Source organism: uncultured Roseobacter sp. (assembly GCF_947492555.1).
GTDB lineage: Bacteria > Pseudomonadota > Alphaproteobacteria > Rhodobacterales > Rhodobacteraceae > Roseobacter.
On sequence record NZ_CANLNE010000007.1, the window covers coordinates 1 to 19,045 of the forward strand.

A 19,045-nucleotide genomic window follows, 5' to 3' on the forward strand; every position below is an offset into this window, starting at 1 on the left:
GGGTTTGACCGGTTGCCTTCAAAACAGATGTGAGCTTGATCGATAGAACGGGTAACACGCAGGGCATGACATTCAGGATCAGACCACCGAGAAAGGCGATGGCGGCCACCGCCACGACTTTCAGCACACTCGTTCGAGGGTTTGCGCTTGAAAACGGTGGGGCAGGGGGATCTGAGGTAAGCGTGATCGGCGCCGTGATTGCACGTGCGGTGTCTGTGATCGTCACCGAAGGCTCTGCATGCTCTTCGGTCCAGGCGTTGATCGGTATTTCTGCCCAGAGTTCCGTTCTATCGCGATCCAACCGGATATCTGGTTTGTCAAAGATCACAAGGGGTCCGAATTCCGGGAACACGTCGACCTCACCGAACGGTGTGTCGCTCGTTGCAACAACGATGAGAGCCGAGTCGCGCGCATCTAGGGCCGTGACCGATATCCTGATGTCGCTGTTCTCGGGTACCGCGGGAACGCGATCGGCATAAGTAGCAATCTGGCGAGCCGAGTTTGTATCGATCCCGACGCCTTGTGGCAGGGTGAGTGAAAGTTCGAAGTCATGAGGCACACAGACAGTCGAACATGTCAGCAAGGACACGCGGGCACGCAGTTCCAGAGGGTGGCCGGCGTCCTCAAGTCTCGCCCGGATCGGCAAGACAACCTGACCTGAATAGCCGAAGTTCTCGATCCCGAAGGCCTCGAAACGTTCCGGCGCGGGCCAGAGGAGCTCGGCGGATTTCAGATTGGTCGAACCAGCCCAGTCGAGTTTCGGTGCCAAGCCAACCTCGCCGGGCGTGCGCCAGTATCCCTTCCAGCCCTCACCGTACTCCAAGGCCAATCCGAGTGAGACGGAGGCGGCATCTGGCGCAATCCCGTCTTCGGCCGAGATCAGACGCGCGGTTACGGCGGGGTTTGAAAAGCTCTCGGATTCGGCAGCCTTGACGGCATCGGATAGGAAGATGCCCATGCAACCGAGAAAGAAGAGCAGAGGCCAAGCCCCGAGGTGAGAAACCCGGACGGTCATTTGGATGAGCATGCGGTCAACACAAAGCGCCAGGCAGGCTTGCCAAAGCCGCCTCCATATCCGTCACGGGCAATCCGCGTGCGATCCAGCCTGGCCCCTTCGGTGATCCCAGCATCCCTTCTGAGACATCGATGAAGCCCGTGTATCCAGCTTGCTTCAAGGCGCTCAAAAGATGGCCACTGCGCCCTCCGGTGGCGCAGATCAGAGCAATGGGTTTCTCGCCTGAAAAATCGCGTGCGGCGAACAAGCGGTGCTCGAATCCCGGTTCATGCATACTGATCGGCCATGCATCTTTTGCGACGCCCGTTTCTATCCACTCAGGCCGCGATCGCACATCGATCAGGGAAACCCTGTTCTGCGCCAATGCGTCGGCAGTCTCGGCAGCCGACCAGATCGTGCGGGTCGCGGCCGCGACGACCTGCGGGGCCACGACCCACGACGAGCCAAGCAGGAAGAAACACCGCCTATCCATATTGTGTCCAAAGTCGATGGACGACAAACGCCAAGACATCCCGGGGCGAGCCTTCCAGCCTATGCAGCCGTGCAGACATCTCGCCAACCCTCTTCGCGCTCCAGCGCGATGATTTCCCGAACCATATTGTCGCTGATCTGACCTTGAACGACGGTCCGGCCGATAACGAGGGCCGGCGTGCCGACAAAGGCGAACACGCGTGCAAGAGCCGCGCTGTCCTCCAATTCGCGCGCGATCGCAGCACTCTGCATGTCGGCAACCAATTGGCTGCCATCGACGCCAAGATCAGTGGCGAGGCGCGAGAGATATTCTGGCGTTGCCTGGAAAGGGGATTTCATCAGCCGTTCATGAAAGGCGACATAGGCATTTTGCCGTTTCGCTGCCAAAGCCGCTTTAGCCGCGAGATTCGACGTATCGCCGAGGAGCGGCAACTCGTGCCAGGCCACTGTAATCCTGTCTGGCATCTCGCTCGTCATGTCGGCCAACCGTTTGGTCTGCACCCGGCAAAAGGGGCAATAGTAATCCGAGAACGACGCCATCGGGACCTGGGTAGGCGTAGGACTCAGACCACCGTACAGGGCCGAACAAATATTCTCGGAAACACGCTGCAAAGCTGCTGCTTTCTGCGCTGCCACCTCGGTGCTGTCCGCCGTGCCTAGGCCTACAAATGGATCGAAGCCGCCTGACGTCTCACCCGCAACATACTTTCGAAATCCAGCTGGACTATCGAGCGCCTGCAGCTCCAGTTTTTCCGGAAGCAGCGACGGGACTGTGCGCAGGGCCGCGTACCCTGCGATGACCGCACCGATTGTCAAAAGTGTTGACCGTTTCTTGGAATCCATCTGAAGTCTGATCTCACCGTGTCCCCCTAAAGGTCGTAGTGTGAAGCCTTGGAAAAGGTCAACTTTACAAACTGATACAATCTTTCTGTCCCGCTCCGATTGCCGCAACTTCTGGAGAGCGCTATTTCACGCTTATGGTTTTGAACGCGTTCTTTTTCCTGCGATCGGCATGTCTTGCCCTTGTGTGTCTGACGATCACCGTCGTCGGAACCCAAGCCATGCCGTTCGGAGAAGAGTTCAGCGGCGCGGAGCATAGTTTTCATATCGTCGACGGATCGCTCGGGAACATCCATGCGCATCATTCTCATGACATGTCGAACGACAAAAAAAATGCTCACGCTGGGCACAGCGACGGATGCCTCACCTGTCTGTGCTGCGTCATGGATTACCAAGAAAACATTGCCGACCGAAGTGACAAAAACGCTGCAGCTCCACCGACTGAGATGAGGCTTTTTGAAGCACACTCAACCCGAGAGCCGCTCGTCCCCGACCGACCACCCCAACACTCCTGACCTTTCGCTGTCCGCCTATGCGGGCTGTTTGATCATGCGATCGCTGCATCCGATGCAGCCGTCAGGAGTCGATGTATATGCGTGGAAGATACGCGGCACTTTCAGTTCTTGCCTTGGCAGCCGGCCTTGGCGGTGGAGTTTACGTTGAGCGGTTGTACCTGAACCCAGCGGTGCAAGGCGGATCTGAAGGCCCCGAGATTCTCTATTGGGTTGCGCCCATGGACCCAAATTTCCGTCAACCAGGACCGGGCAAGTCGCCCATGGGGATGGATCTTATTCCCGTCTATGCCGGACAGGAGCCATCTGGTGATCCTGCCGAGGTCACACTGAACGCGGCCGAAATCAACGCAATCGGCGTACGCACGGCGGTCGCCCGCATGAGTGAAGTGCAACCTCGGATCGAGACTGTGGGTTTCGTGGGGTATGACGAGCATCTGACCAGTCATGTGCATACGCGGGTAGAAGGTTGGGTCGAAAGGCTTAAGGTCCGAGCGGTCGGAGACCGCGTTGCCGGGGAGCAGGTTCTTTTCGAGCTCTTTTCTCCACTCATCGCAGCCGCGACGGGTGATCTTGTTCGCGCTGTCGAAGATGGTGACCCCCGCATTCTGGATGCGGCGCGCAACAAGCTGATGAGCCACGGTATGTCCGCCCGCCAGGTTGCGGAGATCGAGGCGGGCGGCGAATTGGTTCGCAACATCGAGATCGAAGCACCACAGAACGGCGTGGTCATCGCCCTGAATGCGGCCGATGGCATGTATCTGCAACCTGGAACGCTTGCCTTCTCCGTCGCTGACTTGTCGAAGGTCTGGCTCATTGTAGATGTCTTTGAACGTGATATTGCCCGGCTGTCTGAGGATATGCGGGCCATCGCTCGGTTCGAACACTTGCCAGGGCGCGTGTTTGAAGGCGACATCGACTACATCTATCCCGAACTCGATCCCCAAACACGAACGCTTCCTGTTCGACTGAGGTTTGACAATTCCGATGGCGTGCTCCGCCCCGGAATGTTCGGAAGTGTCAGTCTCACGCCCAACGAAAGCCGGACGGTCCTGACAGTGCCATCTGAGGCCGTAATACGGACAGGGTCGGCTGAGCGCGTCATCCTGAAAACAGGGGAGGGGAGCTTCCGACCGAGATTGGTGACTGCCGGTCTCCGGGACAGTTTCGGAGAAGGAGGGCGGACAGAAATTCTTCAGGGCCTGGGTCCGGGTGAAGAGGTCGTTGCCTCCGCACAGTTCCTGATCGACAGCGAAAGCGCTTTGAGCGCAGGCTTCACGCGCATGGCGCCAACGGATGCCGACCCGGCGCGGGGCAGCGGTGTTCTCGTTGCTCTCGATCCTGAGAGTCGGGTGGCAACCGTGCAGCATGACGCCCTAGACAGCCTGGACTGGCCAGCGATGACATCCGACTTCCCGGTGAGAGCCGATGTTACCCTGGATCGGCTAAAGGAGGGGGAGGCAGTCGCGTTTCTCGTGGCCCGTGGCGCAGATGGACTTCTGAGCCTCACCGAACTTTCGCCAGATGATGGAATTGCCGGAACCGGCACTGGGATTGCACGCGCGGTGACGTCGGATGGCAAGCTAACGCTGGAGCATGACCCGATCCCAGAGCTTGGCTGGCCCGCAATGACGATGGACCTGCCGGTGTTGGGGGTCGATCTTGAGACCGTGCCCCTCGATGCACCGATCGAGTTCGATCTCACGGCAGGTGATGGCGGCCTTTTCTCCGTAGTCGCGGTCCGCCCCGAGGGCACCGATCCCGAAGAGGTGGAAGCGGCTGAAACAAATGCCGCAGCGCCGATCATGGTGTCCGGCACCATCGACGACCTGGATCTGAATTCCGAAACCGCAACGATCACCCACGGGCCCATGGCTGAGATCGGAATGCCAGGCATGACCATGGATTTCCCTATCGATCCGGGCTTGGACATGGCATCGCTGAAAACCGGCGTCCAAATGACCCTCACATTTGCACGGCCGGATGGCTTGAACATGATCTTGTCTGATGTCGAGCTTGAGGCAGCTGCGGCACCGCCCATCGTGGTCTCAGGCACGATCGATAGTGTCGATACAAACGCCTCAAAGGCCACGATCACCCATGGACCGATGACCGATATCGGCATGCCTGGCATGACCATGGCCTTTGATATTGATCCGTCACTCGACGCTGCCGCGTTGATGACAGATGTGGAGATGGTGCTCACTTTCGCGCGCCCGGACGGCATGAATATGGTGCTGGCGGCGGCCGAACCTGTGGCACCGCCCATGCAGGTTTCAGGTCAAATCAACTCCATCGATGCTCAATCACGGACGGCGAACATCACCCATGGGCCGATGACCGATATCGGCATGCCCGGAATGACAATGGATTTTCCCTTGGCTGAGGAACTCGAGATTTCCCAACTCACAGTGGGAACGGATGTCACGCTCATCCTGCGGCGCAACCCGGATTTCTCGATGACATTGATCGATGTTGTCAGTAACGGGAGGGTTACCCAGTGATCCCGGCGATCATCCGCGCCTCGCTGGCCAATAGGTTTGTTATTCTGGTCCTTGCCGTCATGATGGGTGTCGCAGGCATCTGGGCCATCCGCGAGACACCGGTCGATGCGATACCGGACCTGTCCGATGTGCAGGTGATCGTCCGCACCCCTTATCCGGGGCAGGCGCCGCAAGTGGTCGAAAACCAGATCACCTATCCGCTCGCCACATCGTTGCTGGCGGTACCTGGCGCACAGGATGTACGCGGCTTTTCCTTCTTTGGTGACAGTTTTGTCTATGTCGTTTTCGAAGACGGCACGGACCTGTATTGGGCAAGATCCCGCGTCCTCGAATATCTTGGGCAGATCACCGGGAGCCTGCCGGACGGAGTGTCCCCTCAGCTTGGCCCGGATGCCACCGGGGTCGGATGGATCTACCAATATGCGTTGATCGACAGAACCGGCACACACGATCTCGCGCAACTGAGAACGCTGCAGGACTGGTTTCTGAAATACGAACTGCAGGCTGTCGACGGTGTGTCTGAAGTGGCAACAATTGGCGGCATGGTCAAACAGTATCAGGTCGTCGTCGATCCGAACAAATTGCGGGCCTACGATATCACGCTGACACAACTCAGGAACGCGATACAAGCGGCCAATCGAGAGACCGGCGGAAGCGTGATCGAGATGGGCGAAGCAGAATTCATGATCCGCTCGTCCGGATACATCGATGAGCTTTCTGATCTATCCAGCGCCCCCCTAATGATCAACGAGCGTGGAGCTGCTCTGACCCTCGGCGACGTTGCTGACATTCGCCTAGGACCGGAATTGCGCCGCGGCGTCGGAGAGTTTGACGGGCAAGGCGATGCCGTTGGCGGCGTGGTCATCATGCGATGGGGTGGCAATGCCCTTGCGACCATCAAAGCGGTGGAGGCCCGCATCGAAGAGTTGCGGCCGAACCTGCCGGAAGGTGTCGAGATTATCACGACCTATGACCGGTCCGGCGTGATCGAACGCGCAATCGACAATCTCAAGAAGAAGCTGACGCAGGAATTCGTTGTCGTCGTCCTCGTCTGTGCGGCCTTTCTGCTGCATCTGCGCTCATCACTGGTGATCCTTCTGTCGTTGCCCCTCGGAATCTTCGCTGCCTTCATTCTGATGAAAGCGCAGGGTGTGAATGCGAACATCATGTCGCTTGGCGGCATAGCGATTGCCATTGGAGCCATGGTCGATGCGTCGATCGTGATGATCGAGGCGATGCACAGGCGGCTGGAGAAGGAGAAGCTTACCGCAGAAAACAGGTGGAGGATCGTGCAGGAATGCGCCTCTGAGGTCGGTCCGGCCCTCTTTTACTCCTTGGCAATCATCACGGTCAGCTTTCTGCCTGTCTTTGTGCTGGAAAATCAGGAGGGCAGGCTTTTTGCCCCGCTGGCCTATACAAAGACCTACGCGATGGCCGCCGCCGCGATCCTATCGATCACACTGGTTCCGGTCTTGATGGGTTACTTTGTCCGGGGCCGGATTTTGCCCGAGCGCAAAAACCCACTGAACCGATTGGTGGTCTTCCTGTATCGTCCCTTTCTGGACGCAGCCATCGCCTGGCCGTGGGCGACAACCTTGCTTGCCGGTGCCCTCGTGGCTTCAATGTGGTATCCGTACCAACGGCTCGGGTCCGAGTTCATGCCCGAGCTGAATGAGGGCGACTTCCTCTATATGCCAAGCTTCTACCCGGGAGTGTCGATCGGTAAGGCGCGCGAGGTCCTGCAGCAGACCAATCGCCTGATCGCTACAATCCCAGAGGTCGAAACTGTGCACGGCAAAGTGGGGCGCGCAGAGACAGCGACCGATCCTGCACCACTCACGATGGTGGAAACCACGATCCAGCTCAAACCAGAAGCTGAGTGGCGCCCTGGCATGACCATGGAAAAAATTCGCAATGAGCTTGATCGGACTGTGCAGATCCCGGGCGTGACCAATGTCTGGATCCAGCCGATCAAGAACCGGATCGACATGCTTGCCACCGGGATACGAACGCCGGTTGGTGTCAAGATCTCGGGTGCTGATCTGAACGTCATCACAGACATCGGGATCGAAGTGGAACGGGCCGTGTCGGATATTGAGGGCACTGCCTCCGCCTATGCGGAGCGCCCGGTAGGCGGGCGTTTCATCGAAATCGACGTCAAACGCGACGCCGCAGCGCGTTACATGATGAGCGTGCGGGATGTTCAGGATGTGGTCCAAACCGCCATCGGTGGGATGCAGGTATCGGAATCCGTTGAAGGGCTGGAGCGCTTTCCGATTAACCTGCGCTATCCGCAGGCGTGGCGCGACAGCCCCGAACGCCTCGAAAACTTGCCCGTTGTCACCCCATCGGGGGCTCATGTGCCGCTGACCGCCTTGGCCGATGTCCGAATTGTGGATGGTCCGGGCATGATCCGATCAGAGAACGCTCGGCGCACAGGGTTCGTGTTTATCGATATCGCAGGACGAGACCTCGGCGGATATGTCGCCGAGGCGCAGAGGGTCGTGGCCGATCAGGTGCGCCTGCCGCCCGGATATTCTCTGACATGGTCCGGGCAGTATGAGTACATCGAGCGGATGCAGGACCGGCTGGCGATCGTCGCCCCCGCCACGCTTATGATCATCACGCTGATGTTGTTCATGGCGTTCAATAGGGTGATTGAAGTTGGCATCATTCTTGCCGCGCTTCCTGTCGCGTTGGCAGGCGGAGTCTGGTTTCTGTGGTATCTCAGCTTCGACATTTCGATCGCCGTCCTTGTTGGCTTCATTGCCCTGGCCGGCGTGGCCGTCGAAACAGCTATCGTCATGCTGCTTTATCTCAATCTCGCCTGGGAAAAGCGACGCAAACTCGGTCAATCCGAAGGCCGCAAGCTGACACAAGACGATATCGAGGAGGCCGTCTTTGAGGGCGCTGTTCTTCGGGTGAGACCCAAAGTCATGACCGTGGCCACCATCTTCGCGGCGCTGATACCGATCATGTATGGCACCGGCACCGGCTCGGAGATCATGCAACGCATCGCTGCACCGATGATCGGCGGTATGGTGACAGCGACCCTGCTGACGCTTTTCGTCATTCCTTCCATATTCGTGATTTGGAAACGGCTCGCGCTGAAACGCGTAAACCGCGAAATCACGTCCCCAATTCAGCAGCCCGTCGATGCAGCACTGCCTGCCGAATAATTGAACGCACAAACCTCAAGAATGGAGCTTCTCATGAAGATACTGACTGCAAGTCTCGCATTTCTGACCCTGTCCGCGACAGGGGCTATCGCACAAATGAACCACAATATGGATCATTCGGACATGCCGATGTCCGCCGAACAAATGGAGGGCGCAGTTCACGCGAAGGCCGTGATCAATTCCATCGGCGACGGCACTGCAAACGTGAGCCATGACCCGATTCCCGAGATCGGCTGGCCTGCAATGACGATGGATATGACGGTTCTGGAAAACGCGCAGATGATGGGAGAGGTGACCGATGGTGACGAGGTGACCCTGATGCTCGTCAAGGGCGAGGATGGCATGTACGCAATCGGGGCCATAATGCCGAACTGATCATGAATGCGCAGTTGCCGAGAAATCGGCAACTGCGGCGCGTACTTGGAGAGTTACACCGAGTTCGACCGTCGAGCTGCGTGTAGGCGAAAGGAAGGTGAATGCCGCTGTCTTCGAAACAACTTGGTTTGATCGCTGCCGGCGGATCGGCCGTTCTTTTGCTGGCTGCCTTCTTGTTTCAGGCAGCGGGCTACGCACCATGCGCGATGTGCATTTGGCAGCGATACCCTCACGCGATCGCCATCGCTATTGGCGCGCTCCTCATGGTTGGTTTGCCCATCTTACTACTACTGATGGCAGGCGCTGCCGCAGCGTTCACGACAGCAGGCATCGGGATTTTCCACACCGGCGTCGAACGGGGTTGGTGGGAAGGTCCGACGGCGTGCACCGGCTCTGGTCTTGATATGTCGAACTTGTCCGGTGCGGACCTTCTGCCCTCTGCATCATCCGCGCCATCAGCCTTGGTCATGTGCGACCAAGTCGCCTGGGAGTTCCTCAGCCTGTCTATGGCGAGTTGGAACGCGCTTTGGAGTTTCCTTCTTGCAGGGCTCTGGGTTCAGGCCTTTGCCAAAGCATGGCGCGCGTCACGCTCACGTGAGAGCGCGACGGCAATCTAGCTCTGAAGACGCAGGATGACGGCGGCAATAGCCGTCAGACACACAGCGGCCGACAAAAAAGCGAGGAGAGCAACCGAAACCGCGCCCATGTTTCTTGGGAAGAGATCAACGAATGGTCTCAGGATTGCCGACTTTCCGGCTGCCGTAACATAGAGCGGCAGTGCACTTACCAAAGTGGCGTACAGGTAGACTCCGGATATGTTTTCAAAGAGTGCGGACCGCGCCAGTGTGGGCGCAACCACTGAAAGAGCCGTCGCCCGACTGCCTCCAAAAGAGCCGAACCAACTGGCGGAAAGCACGTAAATGAAGGCGTGGAGAACGAGAAAAAGAGCGACGCGAGTTATCACATCGAAGAGAATGAATACCGCCGGATCACGGCCATTGGCGTCCTTGGTATTCAACACCGCAAACAGAAAGAAGCCGACGTAGTTGACGATAAAGATGACGGGAAGGCCGTTTGTCAGAACCTGTCTGAGAAATCGCGACAGCGCCGGTCCACCGTCCATCAACGCCGAAGCAAATCCTGGAGCGCGCAAAACATAGACGAGCAAGACCGGCAAGAGACCAATCAGGCTGAAGACCAAGACGTTCATTACAAATGTCACGCCCGGCATCTTGGTTGAAAAGAAGCGTTGCATGTGAGCAGGTTGGCATGTCGAGAGACAACAGTCGACTTTCTCCGCGACCATCAATTATTTACATAATAAACCTTATCGGACTCAGCATACCCACTGGGTGCGCACCCCTGCCTCAGCCGCGACGATGGGCAAAACTTTGCCCAATAGGACCACTCCGCCTCGCTGCATGAGGTCACCATGCTATCTTATTCAATCAAATGGCGAGCTTGATCGACACCTTTAGAAACCGAAAATCACACAGTATCAGCCGCTTCATCGTCGAATGTATAGTATATTGCGTGGTTAAATACTCCACATCATGGCCGAGCTTCGGTCATGAATCTGAAGGAACGAGTAGGTCTAAATCTTCAAGATGCCCGGCGCGCCAAGGGCATCAGCCAGGAGGAATTGGCGCATCGTGCAAGTGTGAACCGCGGCTATGTCGGCAAGATCGAAAACGCCAAGTATTCCGCTTCGCTGACAACGCTCGAAAAGATCGCCCAAGCTCTGAACATCGATCCTTCGGAACTTCTCAAACCCCGCAGCTAGGAGGCCGGACGACACCCTGCTCCGGGATGGCGGGTGGATGATCGTCCGCTCAAAGGCGTGCCCGTGCGCGAAGGCGTGGCAATCGTGAACGGGTCAGAACTTGTCGTCTGGCAAGAGCATCTCTGGAACACCGGCGACCGCACGCGGGTCTGGCTCGTAAGGCCCGATGAGATTTGCGTAGTCAATATCATCGAACGAGATATCGATCTCGATCTCGATAGATCCGGACTCGCCTAGTCTAGCGCGCCTTGTTCGATTGCGAGAGAACCGTTCCTGCCAACGATTTCGTGCCACTGCTGTACTTGTCGCTTTGCAGGACCTTGGAGGCTTTGTCTTCCATCGCCGCCCCCGTCTGTTTACCAGTCCCAGACTGCGATAGCGCCGAGGCCGCCAGGCTCTTGGCGGTTGCGGAGGCGTTCGGGTCGCTCAGTGTGGCCGCTGTCTGCGATGCGACTTTCCGCGAGGTGCGGTTCGTGTTCTTGCCCATGATACTGCTCCACAAGGCGATTCTGTTCCTGTTTTGTTTACACTCGATGGCGCGACCCGTCCATCAAAATCGTTACACTTATTTCACTTATTCCGTTTATTTCTCTTGCATGCGTGACTCCCTGGGTACATCTAAGGGGTGAACCGAGGAGAAATACCATGGCCGATACTGCGGAAAGACCAGCCCAGAGCGGGCTTATGGAGCGCCCGCCGACCCGGGAAGAAATCGACAGTGCCGCGCATGCCGCAACGGCCATCGCCGTGGCTATGGAGCTGGACGGAGGCTTGAAAGTCTCGGGAGAAAACGGCGATCCGGTCTCCATCGCGCCAGAGGTTGGAAAACTGATTATCGAACTGCTCGGCCACGTGAGCAACGGGAATATGGTCACGCTGGTTCCGGTCGGCACCATGCTCACAACCCAACAAGCCGCCGACATGCTGAACGTGTCCCGCCCTCATCTCACGAAGTTGCTCAAGGAGGGGAAGATCCGATTTGAAGAGGTGGGCAAGCACCGGCGCGTGCCTCTAACGGCGCTCATGCAGTACCGGGAAGAGAAAGAGCGGCGCCAGGAGCAGGCGATGCGCGACCTTGCGCGATTGGGTCAGGAGTTCGACAACGCATGAGTTTTGTGGCCAACCCCTTCGTGGTTGTCCTCGATGCCAACGTCCTGTTTCCGTTCCGGGTTCGGGACGTCCTCTTGACGTTCACACAAGAAGGCCTGTTTCGGGCCAGAGTCACCGATGAAATCCTCGACGAATGGACACGCAACCTGATCGCGCTCAAGCCACATCTAGAAGAGAGCGTTCGCCAGCAGGAAGCCGCGATCAGAGAGACTTTCGAAGAATGCTTCGTGACCGGTTACCAGCCCCTGATCGCCGGTCTGGACCTGCCGGACCCGGACGACAGGCACGTTCTCGCGGCGGCGATCCGATGCTCAGCACAGGTTATTGTGACAGAAAACCATCGAGACTTCCCAAGCGGAGTTCTCGACGATTATGGCGTCGAAACGCTCGGCGCGGATGACATGCTCGCCAATACCTACGACCTGTATCCATCTGGCGGCGCCCGTGCACTCCGCCGCGTTAGAAAAAGGTATGAAAACCCGCCGATGACACCGTCCGAGTTCCTGCTCGACCTGACCCGGCATGGCTTATCGAAACTGGCGGCGCAAGCCCGTGCCGATATCGAATACCTGTAGTTGCCGAACAACGCCTCAGTATCTGACCCATTCGGTGTAATCCATGGCGCCGTCGTAATCGCCATACTCCATCATGACGGCCCGGCTATAGAAGGTCCAAAGCCCACCCGAACCGGGTGTCGGGATGTCCTGGCCGTTTTCAGAAGCGAACGTAGCTGGCCAAGGCGAATGTGAGCCGTAGACGCGCACGATATAATGACAGTTCTTGTTTTCATGATCGCAGGATCTGATGGACCAGTCCCACTGACGTGGTTCATCACGCGGTTCATAGGATCGACCGCGCCACCAAAGCACGCGCGTTCGGCGTAGCCATTCGTAGTCGGGAGTCGAAACATCGAGGGCATCCTCTCCACCCGGGCCACCCAAAGCAACCGGAACGGCGGCATAGGTGCAGACCCCAAAGGGTGGCCGCCTCGGCCAGGGCGTAATCCGCCGGATCATTTCGGCATAGGCGGCGGAGCACACAGCACTCGATGGAAATCCACCGGCCATACAGAGCATGATGGCGCAATCCATATCGTAGGCATGGGCTTTCTGGGCGTCGACCGTCAGCCCGGCTGCCAGAACCAGTGACGCAAGGCGGGTGTGTCTCATATCGGCCTCCTGGAGTGATTAGGCCAATTCTCGCTCAAAATACGTATTGCGCAATATTATATATTGCAGAGTGATGGCTTTCTGCGGAATGCTGCCGATTGTAGAAGGACTCCCAGTGGGGGAGTCCGGTGCCGATCGCAAGAGACCAAATCTTGATTACTATTGATGGGGTGAAGGACCTCATCGGGTCGGGAGTCGACTTCCGCTGTCGGTACGAGCTTGTCGAGTTCACGGACGATGGGAAGCCCCGCTATCAGTGTGTCTACCTGCGCGAAGGAGAGCCCGAGGCGATCCTGGTCTCGACACGGTTCGGACCCTACGGACCAGAACCCCGCCTCTTCAACATCTGGCCCGGCCTCTTCAAACATCACCACGAGTTCGGCGATGGTCGCACTCTGTGTTTTGACAGCGACTACTCTATCCCCTTCGACGCTCCCGGCGGAGGCGATGATCTTCGGAGCGGACGGAAGCGTCAGAACAACTGACGGCTGGACGGTTCACGGCCGGGAAGACAAGAACCCCCCGCCCACACACTCTCAGAACTTTACAACCACGGCCCCGTCAGATGTGCTGGCAGCCATTGAAGCGACAGCTTCAAGGCATGAACGCAACCGGGCCCTACGAGCACTTGAGCTCAGTTCCGATGACTGGCTGGCTCTGTTCCGCGCCCTGATCGAAGCTGAAAGCGCTTATCGCCCTGACGCCATAAGTGACAAAGGCGCTTATGGTCTCGGCCAACTCATGGCCGCCACCGCACGCGACCTTGGCGTAGACAGAACCGATATCGCGCAGAACCTCGACGGGTCAGCACGGTATCTTTTGGCGCAGCTGGCATCCTTCAACGACATCGACCTTGCGCTGGCCGCCTACAACGCCGGTCCGAATCGCGTCGTAGAATACGGGGGCGTGCCACCCTTCACGGAAACACGCGACTACATCGCCCGGGTGCATCGCATCCGCGCGCGCCTTTCCAGCGCAGCCACGCAAGACCTGACCGGACCGACGATGCGCGACGCCACGCGTCCCGTCGTCGTGCTCGACCTGAAGTAAGACTTGAAACGAGGGAAACCGATGCGAAGATTGCCCCCAGGATACCTGCCTCCACTCGTTGGCCTTCTGGCCTTATGGGCCTCCCCTGCCCTCGCCCAGGACCTCTCCCCCATCCAGACGATGCTCGAGACAATCGAAGCGGCGCTCACCGGCCCAATCGGCATCGCGGTCGCGACGCTCGCCGTCATCGGCACTGGCTTCATGTGCATGATGGGGCGGCTCAACTGGGGATGGTTCGCCTCCGTGGTGATCGGGATCGTCTTGATCTTCTCCGCGGGCACCATCGTTGACGGGTTTACCTGATGGCCATGCGATCCCCTCTCTTTCTCGGGTTGGCCCGTCCGCCGAAATATCTCGGCTTGCCGGTCGGATATCTCGTCGTGCTCACGCTTGGCGTGGTCCTGCCCTTTATCTGGACGAAGTCACTGGTCTTCTTTCTGGTCGGTGCGCTCGCCTATCCTGTCCTCTGGTTTGTTGCCGACAAGGAGCCGCATTTCTTCGAAGTCCTGCGCGTCTCCTACGGCACGGTGCGCGGTACGCGCAATCGAGCGCTTCACGGCGGAGACAGCTATGGCGCTTGACGGGATGAAATACGCAAAGCCCAGCCCGGCGGTCATTGAAACCAGCGGCACCGCCCTGGCACGCGAAAGCCATCTCGCCGAGCATTTGCCCTACGTCGCCTTCGCCAAACGCGACGTCATGGTCTTGCGGGAGGGCGATCTGATGGCCACCCTCCGTCTTGAGGGTCTATCAGCAGCGACAACGCCGGACGCCGATCTTGATGCCGTGAAACGCGCGGTCGCGGCGGTCATCGCGCAAACGGGCAATCTCTACGGCTTCTATGTCCATCGCATATTTGTCCCTCAGAAGCTCGCGATGCGTCCTGTACAAGGCGACGGCTTTGCAGCGGAGATCGACCGACGCTGGCAAGATCACATCGCGCAACTCGCGCCCAAAAAGCCGCAACTCTATCTCAGCATCTTGCGACGTCCGGAGATCGGGGCACGGGTCCCGCTGCTCAACGCCTTTGCCAAGCGAACCTGGATGAAAGACCGCGCGGGCCGTGCGCGGGAACTCGATGAAGTGGCCGGGTTTTTTGAGACTGCGCTTGGGCCTGCAAAACCCGTTCGTCTCGACAACACATCCGGCGAATGGCTCGGGTTTCTTGCGACGCTGCTCACCGGCCAATACGCCCCGATTGCCCGACCGAACGCCCCCCTGCCCCTGGCCTACGCGCTTGGGTCCTGCCGAGCGACTTTTGACGGAGATACGGCTCGGATCACATGTGGCACGACGGGCGAGACACGGTATGGGGCCCTCTTCAGCATCAAGAGCTATCCTGCACTCACCGATGTCTCTCTGTTTGACGGTCTCGACCTTCCGCTTGATGTCGTGCTGACGAATTCCTTCACGCCGATCCCCACCAATATCATGGCGGAACGGATTCAACGGATCGTTCGGCAGATGCGGGCCGCCGATGACGCGGCAGTCTCCTTGCGGGATCAACTCATGGAAGCGGCCGATGACCAGGAAGCCGGGCGCATTGCGTTCGGCGATCATCACCTGTCCATCGCTGTCTACGCGCCCGATCAACCGACGCTCGAACAGGCCGCAGCCGAGATCAAACGTCTGGGGCAGGAAATCATGGCCGTGATCGTGCGAGCGAATATGGCGCTCAAGGCAACCTATTTTGGGCAGGCTCCCGGTAACTACGGCTACCGTGCCCGAAAGACACCGATCTCCACGATCAACTTTGCGGATTTCTCGGCGCTGCATGGATGCGTCGAAGGACGTTCGGATCGAGAGACGCCGTGGGGATCGCGCGTGACAGTCTTCCCGACGACGGGCACCTCTGCCTACGGCTTCAACTTCCACGAATCCGGATCGCCCGAGCGCGAACCGACCGTTGGCCACACGCTTGTTCTGGGTCGCACGGGCAGTGGCAAGACCCTCACGACTGCTTTTCTCGCCGCCCAAGCGCAGCGGGTCGGCGCTCGGCTGTTTTTCTTCGACAAGGATCGCGGGCTCGAGATGGCGGTGCGCGCCCTGGGCGGTCACTACAATACGATCCTTGCCGGTATCCCAACCGGCCTCAATCCGCTGCAGACAGAAACGGATGAACGCGGACGGGCCTGGCTGTCGGACTGGCTGGCGACGCTTCTGGCGCAGGCAGGCGATCTGTCCGGAGAGCAGTCTCGGCACATTCAGAGCGCGGTGTCGCAGAATGCGGATGCCGGCCCCTCGCTGCAACAGTTTGTCTCGTTCCAGACCTTGTTCCAATCGCTCGACGATGATGGTGAGTTGCAGGCGCGTGTTGGGGAATGGGCACCGGGCGGTCGTTATGGCTGGGTCTTCGATATGCCGCAGGACAACGATGCCTTGCACATGGACGGCGACATTGTCGGATTCGACATGACCGAGATCCTCGACATGTCGACCGAGCGTATGGCTGTCTTGTCCTACATCCTGCGCCGGATCGAGCGGGTCGTGGAAGATCGCCAACCGACAGTGATTGTTCTGGACGAAGCCTGGAAGCTTCTCGACGATCCCTATTTCGCGGCGAGGCTCGAAAACTGGCTCGTCACCCTCCGCAAGATGAACTGCGTCGTCGTGATGATGACCCAATACCCCAGTCAATTGCGAGAGGCTCGGGTCGGCAAGACCATCATCGAGACGGTACCCACGCAGATACTCTTCCCCAACGAGCGGGCGACCCCCTCCGACTACGACTTCCTGCGCGTGAACGAAAAGGAGGCCGAGCTGCTGACAAGGCCCACAGCAGGTCAGCGTATCGCGCTGGTGCGATCCGCAGGTGACAGCGTCTTTGTCGATGCAGACCTCTCAGCGCTTGGGCCGCTTCTTAACATTTTGGGAGGAGGTCGATCCGCTGAGGCGCAGCTTGGCAACAACTGGCGCAGCTCTCCTGAATTCTGGAGGCAGCTATGCGATTAGCTCTGATCTTTTTGGCGACGATGCTTGCCGCCTGTGAACGCTATACGGATGCCACCTCGCCATGCTTTGGCCGCGACGGCGCGCCTGCCGTGAGCAGAGCCAGTACAGAAGTTTTCTCCTTTGCGGCGCAAGGCACCAAGGACTGCGACTTCGAAGCGATCGGGCGCAGCCCATGAAACCGGCGGCCTCTCTCATTGCCATTCTGGTCTGCTCGACGCCCCTCGCCCAAGCGCAAGGCGTGCCAACGCAAGACAACACAGGGCTTGGGCAACTTTTCACCATCCTCTCGAAACTGGGGGACGATATGGAGGCACAGCGCGACCAACTGAACACGGGAGAAACGCTCTCATCGGTTCAATCCGATCAGCTTCGGGTGCTGGAGGCGATGTCAGCCGCGCTCACCGGCCCGGGGCTCGACATTCGCGCGCTGGAAGGAAACGCGGACTTCCCTGCGGGCGATGTCTACCCCGTTGCCGCAAATCATCCCATGGACAACCGCCTCTTCGGGGAGGGACGCGAGACCGTCGAGATGATGATTGTGCGGGTGGCCGATGAATATGCCGGATCAGCGGGTGTGCGGCGGGCCGGTCTTTCGTCCACCCAGTGGCGTTGCCTTTTCCAGGCGCTGATCAAACAGGAAAGCCGGTTCAGCGTCACCGCGCAAAGCCCCGTGGGCGCCTATGGCCTGACGCAGCTCATGCCGGGAACAGCGTCTGACATGGGTGTTGATCGATACGATGTTATGGACAACCTCCGCGGCGGCGCGAGGTACATTACGACGCAGCTGAATACCTTCGGGAACATCCCGCATGCACTTGCCGCCTATAATGCCGGACCCGGACGGGTCCATGAATATGGCGGCGTGCCACCCTTTGCCGAAACCCAGGGCTATGTCCGGAATATCTCGCGGTTCTACAACGAATACCTCGCCGTTGTCGGTGGAGCGGATGCGCTCGGCACGCTTTCACCGTCGGACATGGCGCTTGCGGAGTACAGCAGCATCTCAGAAGCCAGTGTATACTACGCCGCCGATAGCCACGCCACGACCGAGCAAGTCATCAATCGGCTCGCCTCGATCATCCGGCAGATCGACGAGACGCCGGATATCAAGCGGGCCTTCGAACTCAATACCTACGCCAAGGCCGAAATCGGCCGCATTCTCAACCTTCGCGTTCGTCTGATGGCTGCCAACCGTCAGCGCGAGGCAGCCCATGGCCAACATCTGGCCGCGGACCGGCTCTCTGAGCGCGACTTCATGCGCATGGGAGCAATCAGATGAAAGGAAAGACCTTCGGCACCGCCTTCGCCACCCTTCTCGCCGTCACACCCGCAGATCAAGCCGATGCCCAAGGTGTCCCGACATTCGACAATTCGAACCTTCGACAATTGGTCTTGCAGCTCGAACACATGGCGGAGGATCTGAATGTCCAGCTGCAACAGCTCGCGACGATGCGGCAGGAGTTGGAAACGCAATTGAGCCAGCTTCTGAACCTCGAGGACCAACTGGCCTCTCTCATCGATGGCAATGAATTGGGCCAACTCTTTGCGACCGTCGAAGAGTTCGAGAGGGTCCGTGGCAAGCTGACAGCACCACTCGCGACAGCTGAAGCCATTTCGAGCGGTGACTTTCTGAGCGGCTTTCGACCGGGGGCGGAGCTGGATGCTGCCGTTGAACGGGTTCTGTCCGGTAGCGGGTTCACACAAGAGCGCCTGACATCCCTGGCGACCAGCGATGAGCCCGCAGACAATCGGATCGCAACGCAAGCCGGGTCCAGCGCGATGCTGTCGGTTGCCGCCCAAGAAAGCCATGTCGAAGCCGGGGAAAGCCTTGGCCGTCTTGAGACCATGGTGGGGCTGATCGACGACCAAGGCGGTCTGAAAGCGGCGGTCGATCTCAACACGCGCGTGACCGCCGAACTCGGCATCATCCTCACGCAGATCTGGCGTCTGGAAGCCGCCGCCGGCGTCAATGGCGGGCAGTTGGGTGTCGTTGACGCCGCGACCCTCGCCGAGGAGCGAAAATTCCGCTCAATGGAGGTGCCAAAATGATCCGAGTGGCTCCCATTTCCCTGACCGCGCTTACGC

23 protein-coding genes are annotated in these 19,045 nt (G+C 58.8%); 17 read left to right on the forward strand and 6 right to left on the reverse strand.

The annotated features are described in order from the left end of the window. From Q1A07_RS20850 to Q1A07_RS20860, 3 genes are all read right to left on the reverse strand, one after another. Positions 1 to 958 (reverse strand): protein-disulfide reductase DsbD domain-containing protein (locus Q1A07_RS20850; protein WP_299784270.1); only part of this gene is annotated, 958 nt, incomplete at its 3' end. Positions 959 to 1,031: 73 nt separating this feature from the next. After that, positions 1,032 to 1,487, reverse strand: a complete 456-nt coding sequence (locus Q1A07_RS20855; RefSeq protein WP_299784271.1) for a rhodanese-like domain-containing protein — start codon at positions 1,485 to 1,487, stop codon at positions 1,032 to 1,034. Between the two features lie 59 nt (positions 1,488 to 1,546). Continuing rightward, complete coding sequence (locus Q1A07_RS20860; protein ID WP_299784273.1) at positions 1,547 to 2,329, reverse strand: DsbA family protein; 783 nt, start codon at positions 2,327 to 2,329, stop codon at positions 1,547 to 1,549. Positions 2,330 to 2,463: 134 nt separating this feature from the next. Between Q1A07_RS20860 and Q1A07_RS20865 the strand changes: the two genes are divergently transcribed. From Q1A07_RS20865 to Q1A07_RS20885, 5 genes are all read left to right on the forward strand, one after another. Continuing rightward, complete coding sequence (locus Q1A07_RS20865) at positions 2,464 to 2,841, forward strand: hypothetical protein (RefSeq protein ID WP_299784275.1); 378 nt, start codon at positions 2,464 to 2,466, stop codon at positions 2,839 to 2,841. Positions 2,842 to 2,918: 77 nt separating this feature from the next. Next, a complete protein-coding gene (locus tag Q1A07_RS20870) occupies positions 2,919 to 5,342 on the forward strand; it encodes an efflux RND transporter periplasmic adaptor subunit (RefSeq protein WP_299784277.1) in 2,424 nt (807 codons plus the stop codon). Next, positions 5,339 to 8,521 (forward strand): efflux RND transporter permease subunit, encoded by a 3,183-nt coding sequence (locus Q1A07_RS20875; RefSeq protein ID WP_299784279.1) that lies wholly within the window; start codon positions 5,339 to 5,341, stop codon positions 8,519 to 8,521. Before Q1A07_RS20870 ends, Q1A07_RS20875 begins: the two co-directional genes overlap by 4 nt. 33 nt (positions 8,522 to 8,554) lie before the next feature. Then, positions 8,555 to 8,896, forward strand: coding sequence for a copper-binding protein (locus Q1A07_RS20880; protein ID WP_299784281.1), 342 nt, complete (start codon positions 8,555 to 8,557; stop codon positions 8,894 to 8,896). Positions 8,897 to 8,997: 101 nt separating this feature from the next. Continuing rightward, positions 8,998 to 9,513: a disulfide bond formation protein B gene (locus Q1A07_RS20885; protein ID WP_299784283.1), complete on the forward strand. Its 516-nt coding sequence runs from the start codon at positions 8,998 to 9,000 to the stop codon at positions 9,511 to 9,513. Here the strand turns inward: Q1A07_RS20885 and Q1A07_RS20890 are convergent. Beyond that, the gene (locus Q1A07_RS20890; protein WP_299784285.1) at positions 9,510 to 10,151 is read right to left on the reverse strand and encodes a hypothetical protein; all 642 of its coding nucleotides are present in this window, start codon (positions 10,149 to 10,151) and stop codon (positions 9,510 to 9,512) included. The genes Q1A07_RS20885 and Q1A07_RS20890 overlap by 4 nt on opposite strands. 315 nt (positions 10,152 to 10,466) lie before the next feature. On the opposite strand from Q1A07_RS20890, the gene Q1A07_RS20895 reads away from it, so the two are divergent. After that, the gene (locus Q1A07_RS20895; RefSeq protein ID WP_044025801.1) at positions 10,467 to 10,679 is read left to right on the forward strand and encodes a helix-turn-helix transcriptional regulator; all 213 of its coding nucleotides are present in this window, start codon (positions 10,467 to 10,469) and stop codon (positions 10,677 to 10,679) included. A gap of 33 nt (positions 10,680 to 10,712) precedes the next feature. Beyond that, complete coding sequence (locus tag Q1A07_RS20900) at positions 10,713 to 10,916, forward strand: hypothetical protein (protein WP_299784288.1); 204 nt, start codon at positions 10,713 to 10,715, stop codon at positions 10,914 to 10,916. Position 10,917: 1 nt separating this feature from the next. Here the strand turns inward: Q1A07_RS20900 and Q1A07_RS20905 are convergent, their stop codons facing one another. Beyond that, the gene (locus Q1A07_RS20905; RefSeq protein ID WP_299784290.1) at positions 10,918 to 11,166 is read right to left on the reverse strand and encodes a hypothetical protein; all 249 of its coding nucleotides are present in this window, start codon (positions 11,164 to 11,166) and stop codon (positions 10,918 to 10,920) included. Positions 11,167 to 11,324: 158 nt separating this feature from the next. On the opposite strand from Q1A07_RS20905, the gene Q1A07_RS20910 reads away from it, so the two are divergent. Further along, positions 11,325 to 11,789 carry a helix-turn-helix domain-containing protein gene (locus Q1A07_RS20910; protein WP_299784292.1) on the forward strand — a complete coding sequence of 155 codons (465 nt, stop codon included), beginning with the start codon at positions 11,325 to 11,327 and terminating at the stop codon, positions 11,787 to 11,789. Next, a complete protein-coding gene (locus tag Q1A07_RS20915; protein ID WP_299784294.1) occupies positions 11,786 to 12,364 on the forward strand; it encodes a putative toxin-antitoxin system toxin component, PIN family in 579 nt (192 codons plus the stop codon). The genes Q1A07_RS20910 and Q1A07_RS20915 overlap by 4 nt, the downstream gene beginning before the upstream one ends. A gap of 15 nt (positions 12,365 to 12,379) precedes the next feature. Here Q1A07_RS20915 and Q1A07_RS20920 read toward each other — a convergent pair whose 3' ends face one another. After that, on the reverse strand, positions 12,380 to 12,958 hold the full coding sequence (locus tag Q1A07_RS20920; RefSeq protein WP_299784296.1) for a hypothetical protein: 579 nt from the start codon (positions 12,956 to 12,958) through the stop codon (positions 12,380 to 12,382). 128 nt (positions 12,959 to 13,086) lie between these two features. Between Q1A07_RS20920 and Q1A07_RS20925 the strand changes: the two genes are divergently transcribed. The 8 genes from Q1A07_RS20925 to Q1A07_RS20960 are packed head-to-tail and all read left to right on the forward strand — an operon-like array spanning position 13,087 to position 19,009. After that, on the forward strand, positions 13,087 to 13,443 hold the full coding sequence (locus Q1A07_RS20925; RefSeq protein WP_318527446.1) for a hypothetical protein: 357 nt from the start codon (positions 13,087 to 13,089) through the stop codon (positions 13,441 to 13,443). Then, positions 13,406 to 14,008 carry a lytic transglycosylase domain-containing protein gene (locus Q1A07_RS20930; RefSeq protein ID WP_299784300.1) on the forward strand — a complete coding sequence of 201 codons (603 nt, stop codon included), beginning with the start codon at positions 13,406 to 13,408 and terminating at the stop codon, positions 14,006 to 14,008. The genes Q1A07_RS20925 and Q1A07_RS20930 overlap by 38 nt, the downstream gene beginning before the upstream one ends. Positions 14,009 to 14,029: 21 nt before the next feature. Then, positions 14,030 to 14,311: a TrbC/VirB2 family protein gene (locus tag Q1A07_RS20935; RefSeq protein ID WP_299784302.1), complete on the forward strand. Its 282-nt coding sequence runs from the start codon at positions 14,030 to 14,032 to the stop codon at positions 14,309 to 14,311. Continuing rightward, on the forward strand, positions 14,311 to 14,589 hold the full coding sequence (locus Q1A07_RS20940) for a VirB3 family type IV secretion system protein (RefSeq protein ID WP_366944121.1): 279 nt from the start codon (positions 14,311 to 14,313) through the stop codon (positions 14,587 to 14,589). The genes Q1A07_RS20935 and Q1A07_RS20940 overlap by 1 nt, the downstream gene beginning before the upstream one ends. 4 nt (positions 14,590 to 14,593) lie before the next feature. Then, positions 14,594 to 16,960, forward strand: coding sequence for a type IV secretion system protein B4 (locus tag Q1A07_RS20945; RefSeq protein WP_299784449.1), 2,367 nt, complete (start codon positions 14,594 to 14,596; stop codon positions 16,958 to 16,960). Continuing rightward, positions 16,951 to 17,136: a hypothetical protein gene (locus Q1A07_RS20950; RefSeq protein ID WP_299784306.1), complete on the forward strand. Its 186-nt coding sequence runs from the start codon at positions 16,951 to 16,953 to the stop codon at positions 17,134 to 17,136. The genes Q1A07_RS20945 and Q1A07_RS20950 overlap by 10 nt, the downstream gene beginning before the upstream one ends. Beyond that, complete coding sequence (locus Q1A07_RS20955; RefSeq protein ID WP_299784308.1) at positions 17,133 to 18,239, forward strand: lytic transglycosylase domain-containing protein; 1,107 nt, start codon at positions 17,133 to 17,135, stop codon at positions 18,237 to 18,239. Before Q1A07_RS20950 ends, Q1A07_RS20955 begins: the two co-directional genes overlap by 4 nt. Next, positions 18,236 to 19,009: a type IV secretion system protein gene (locus Q1A07_RS20960; RefSeq protein ID WP_299784310.1), complete on the forward strand. Its 774-nt coding sequence runs from the start codon at positions 18,236 to 18,238 to the stop codon at positions 19,007 to 19,009. Before Q1A07_RS20955 ends, Q1A07_RS20960 begins: the two co-directional genes overlap by 4 nt. Positions 19,010 to 19,045: the final 36 nt, after the last annotated feature.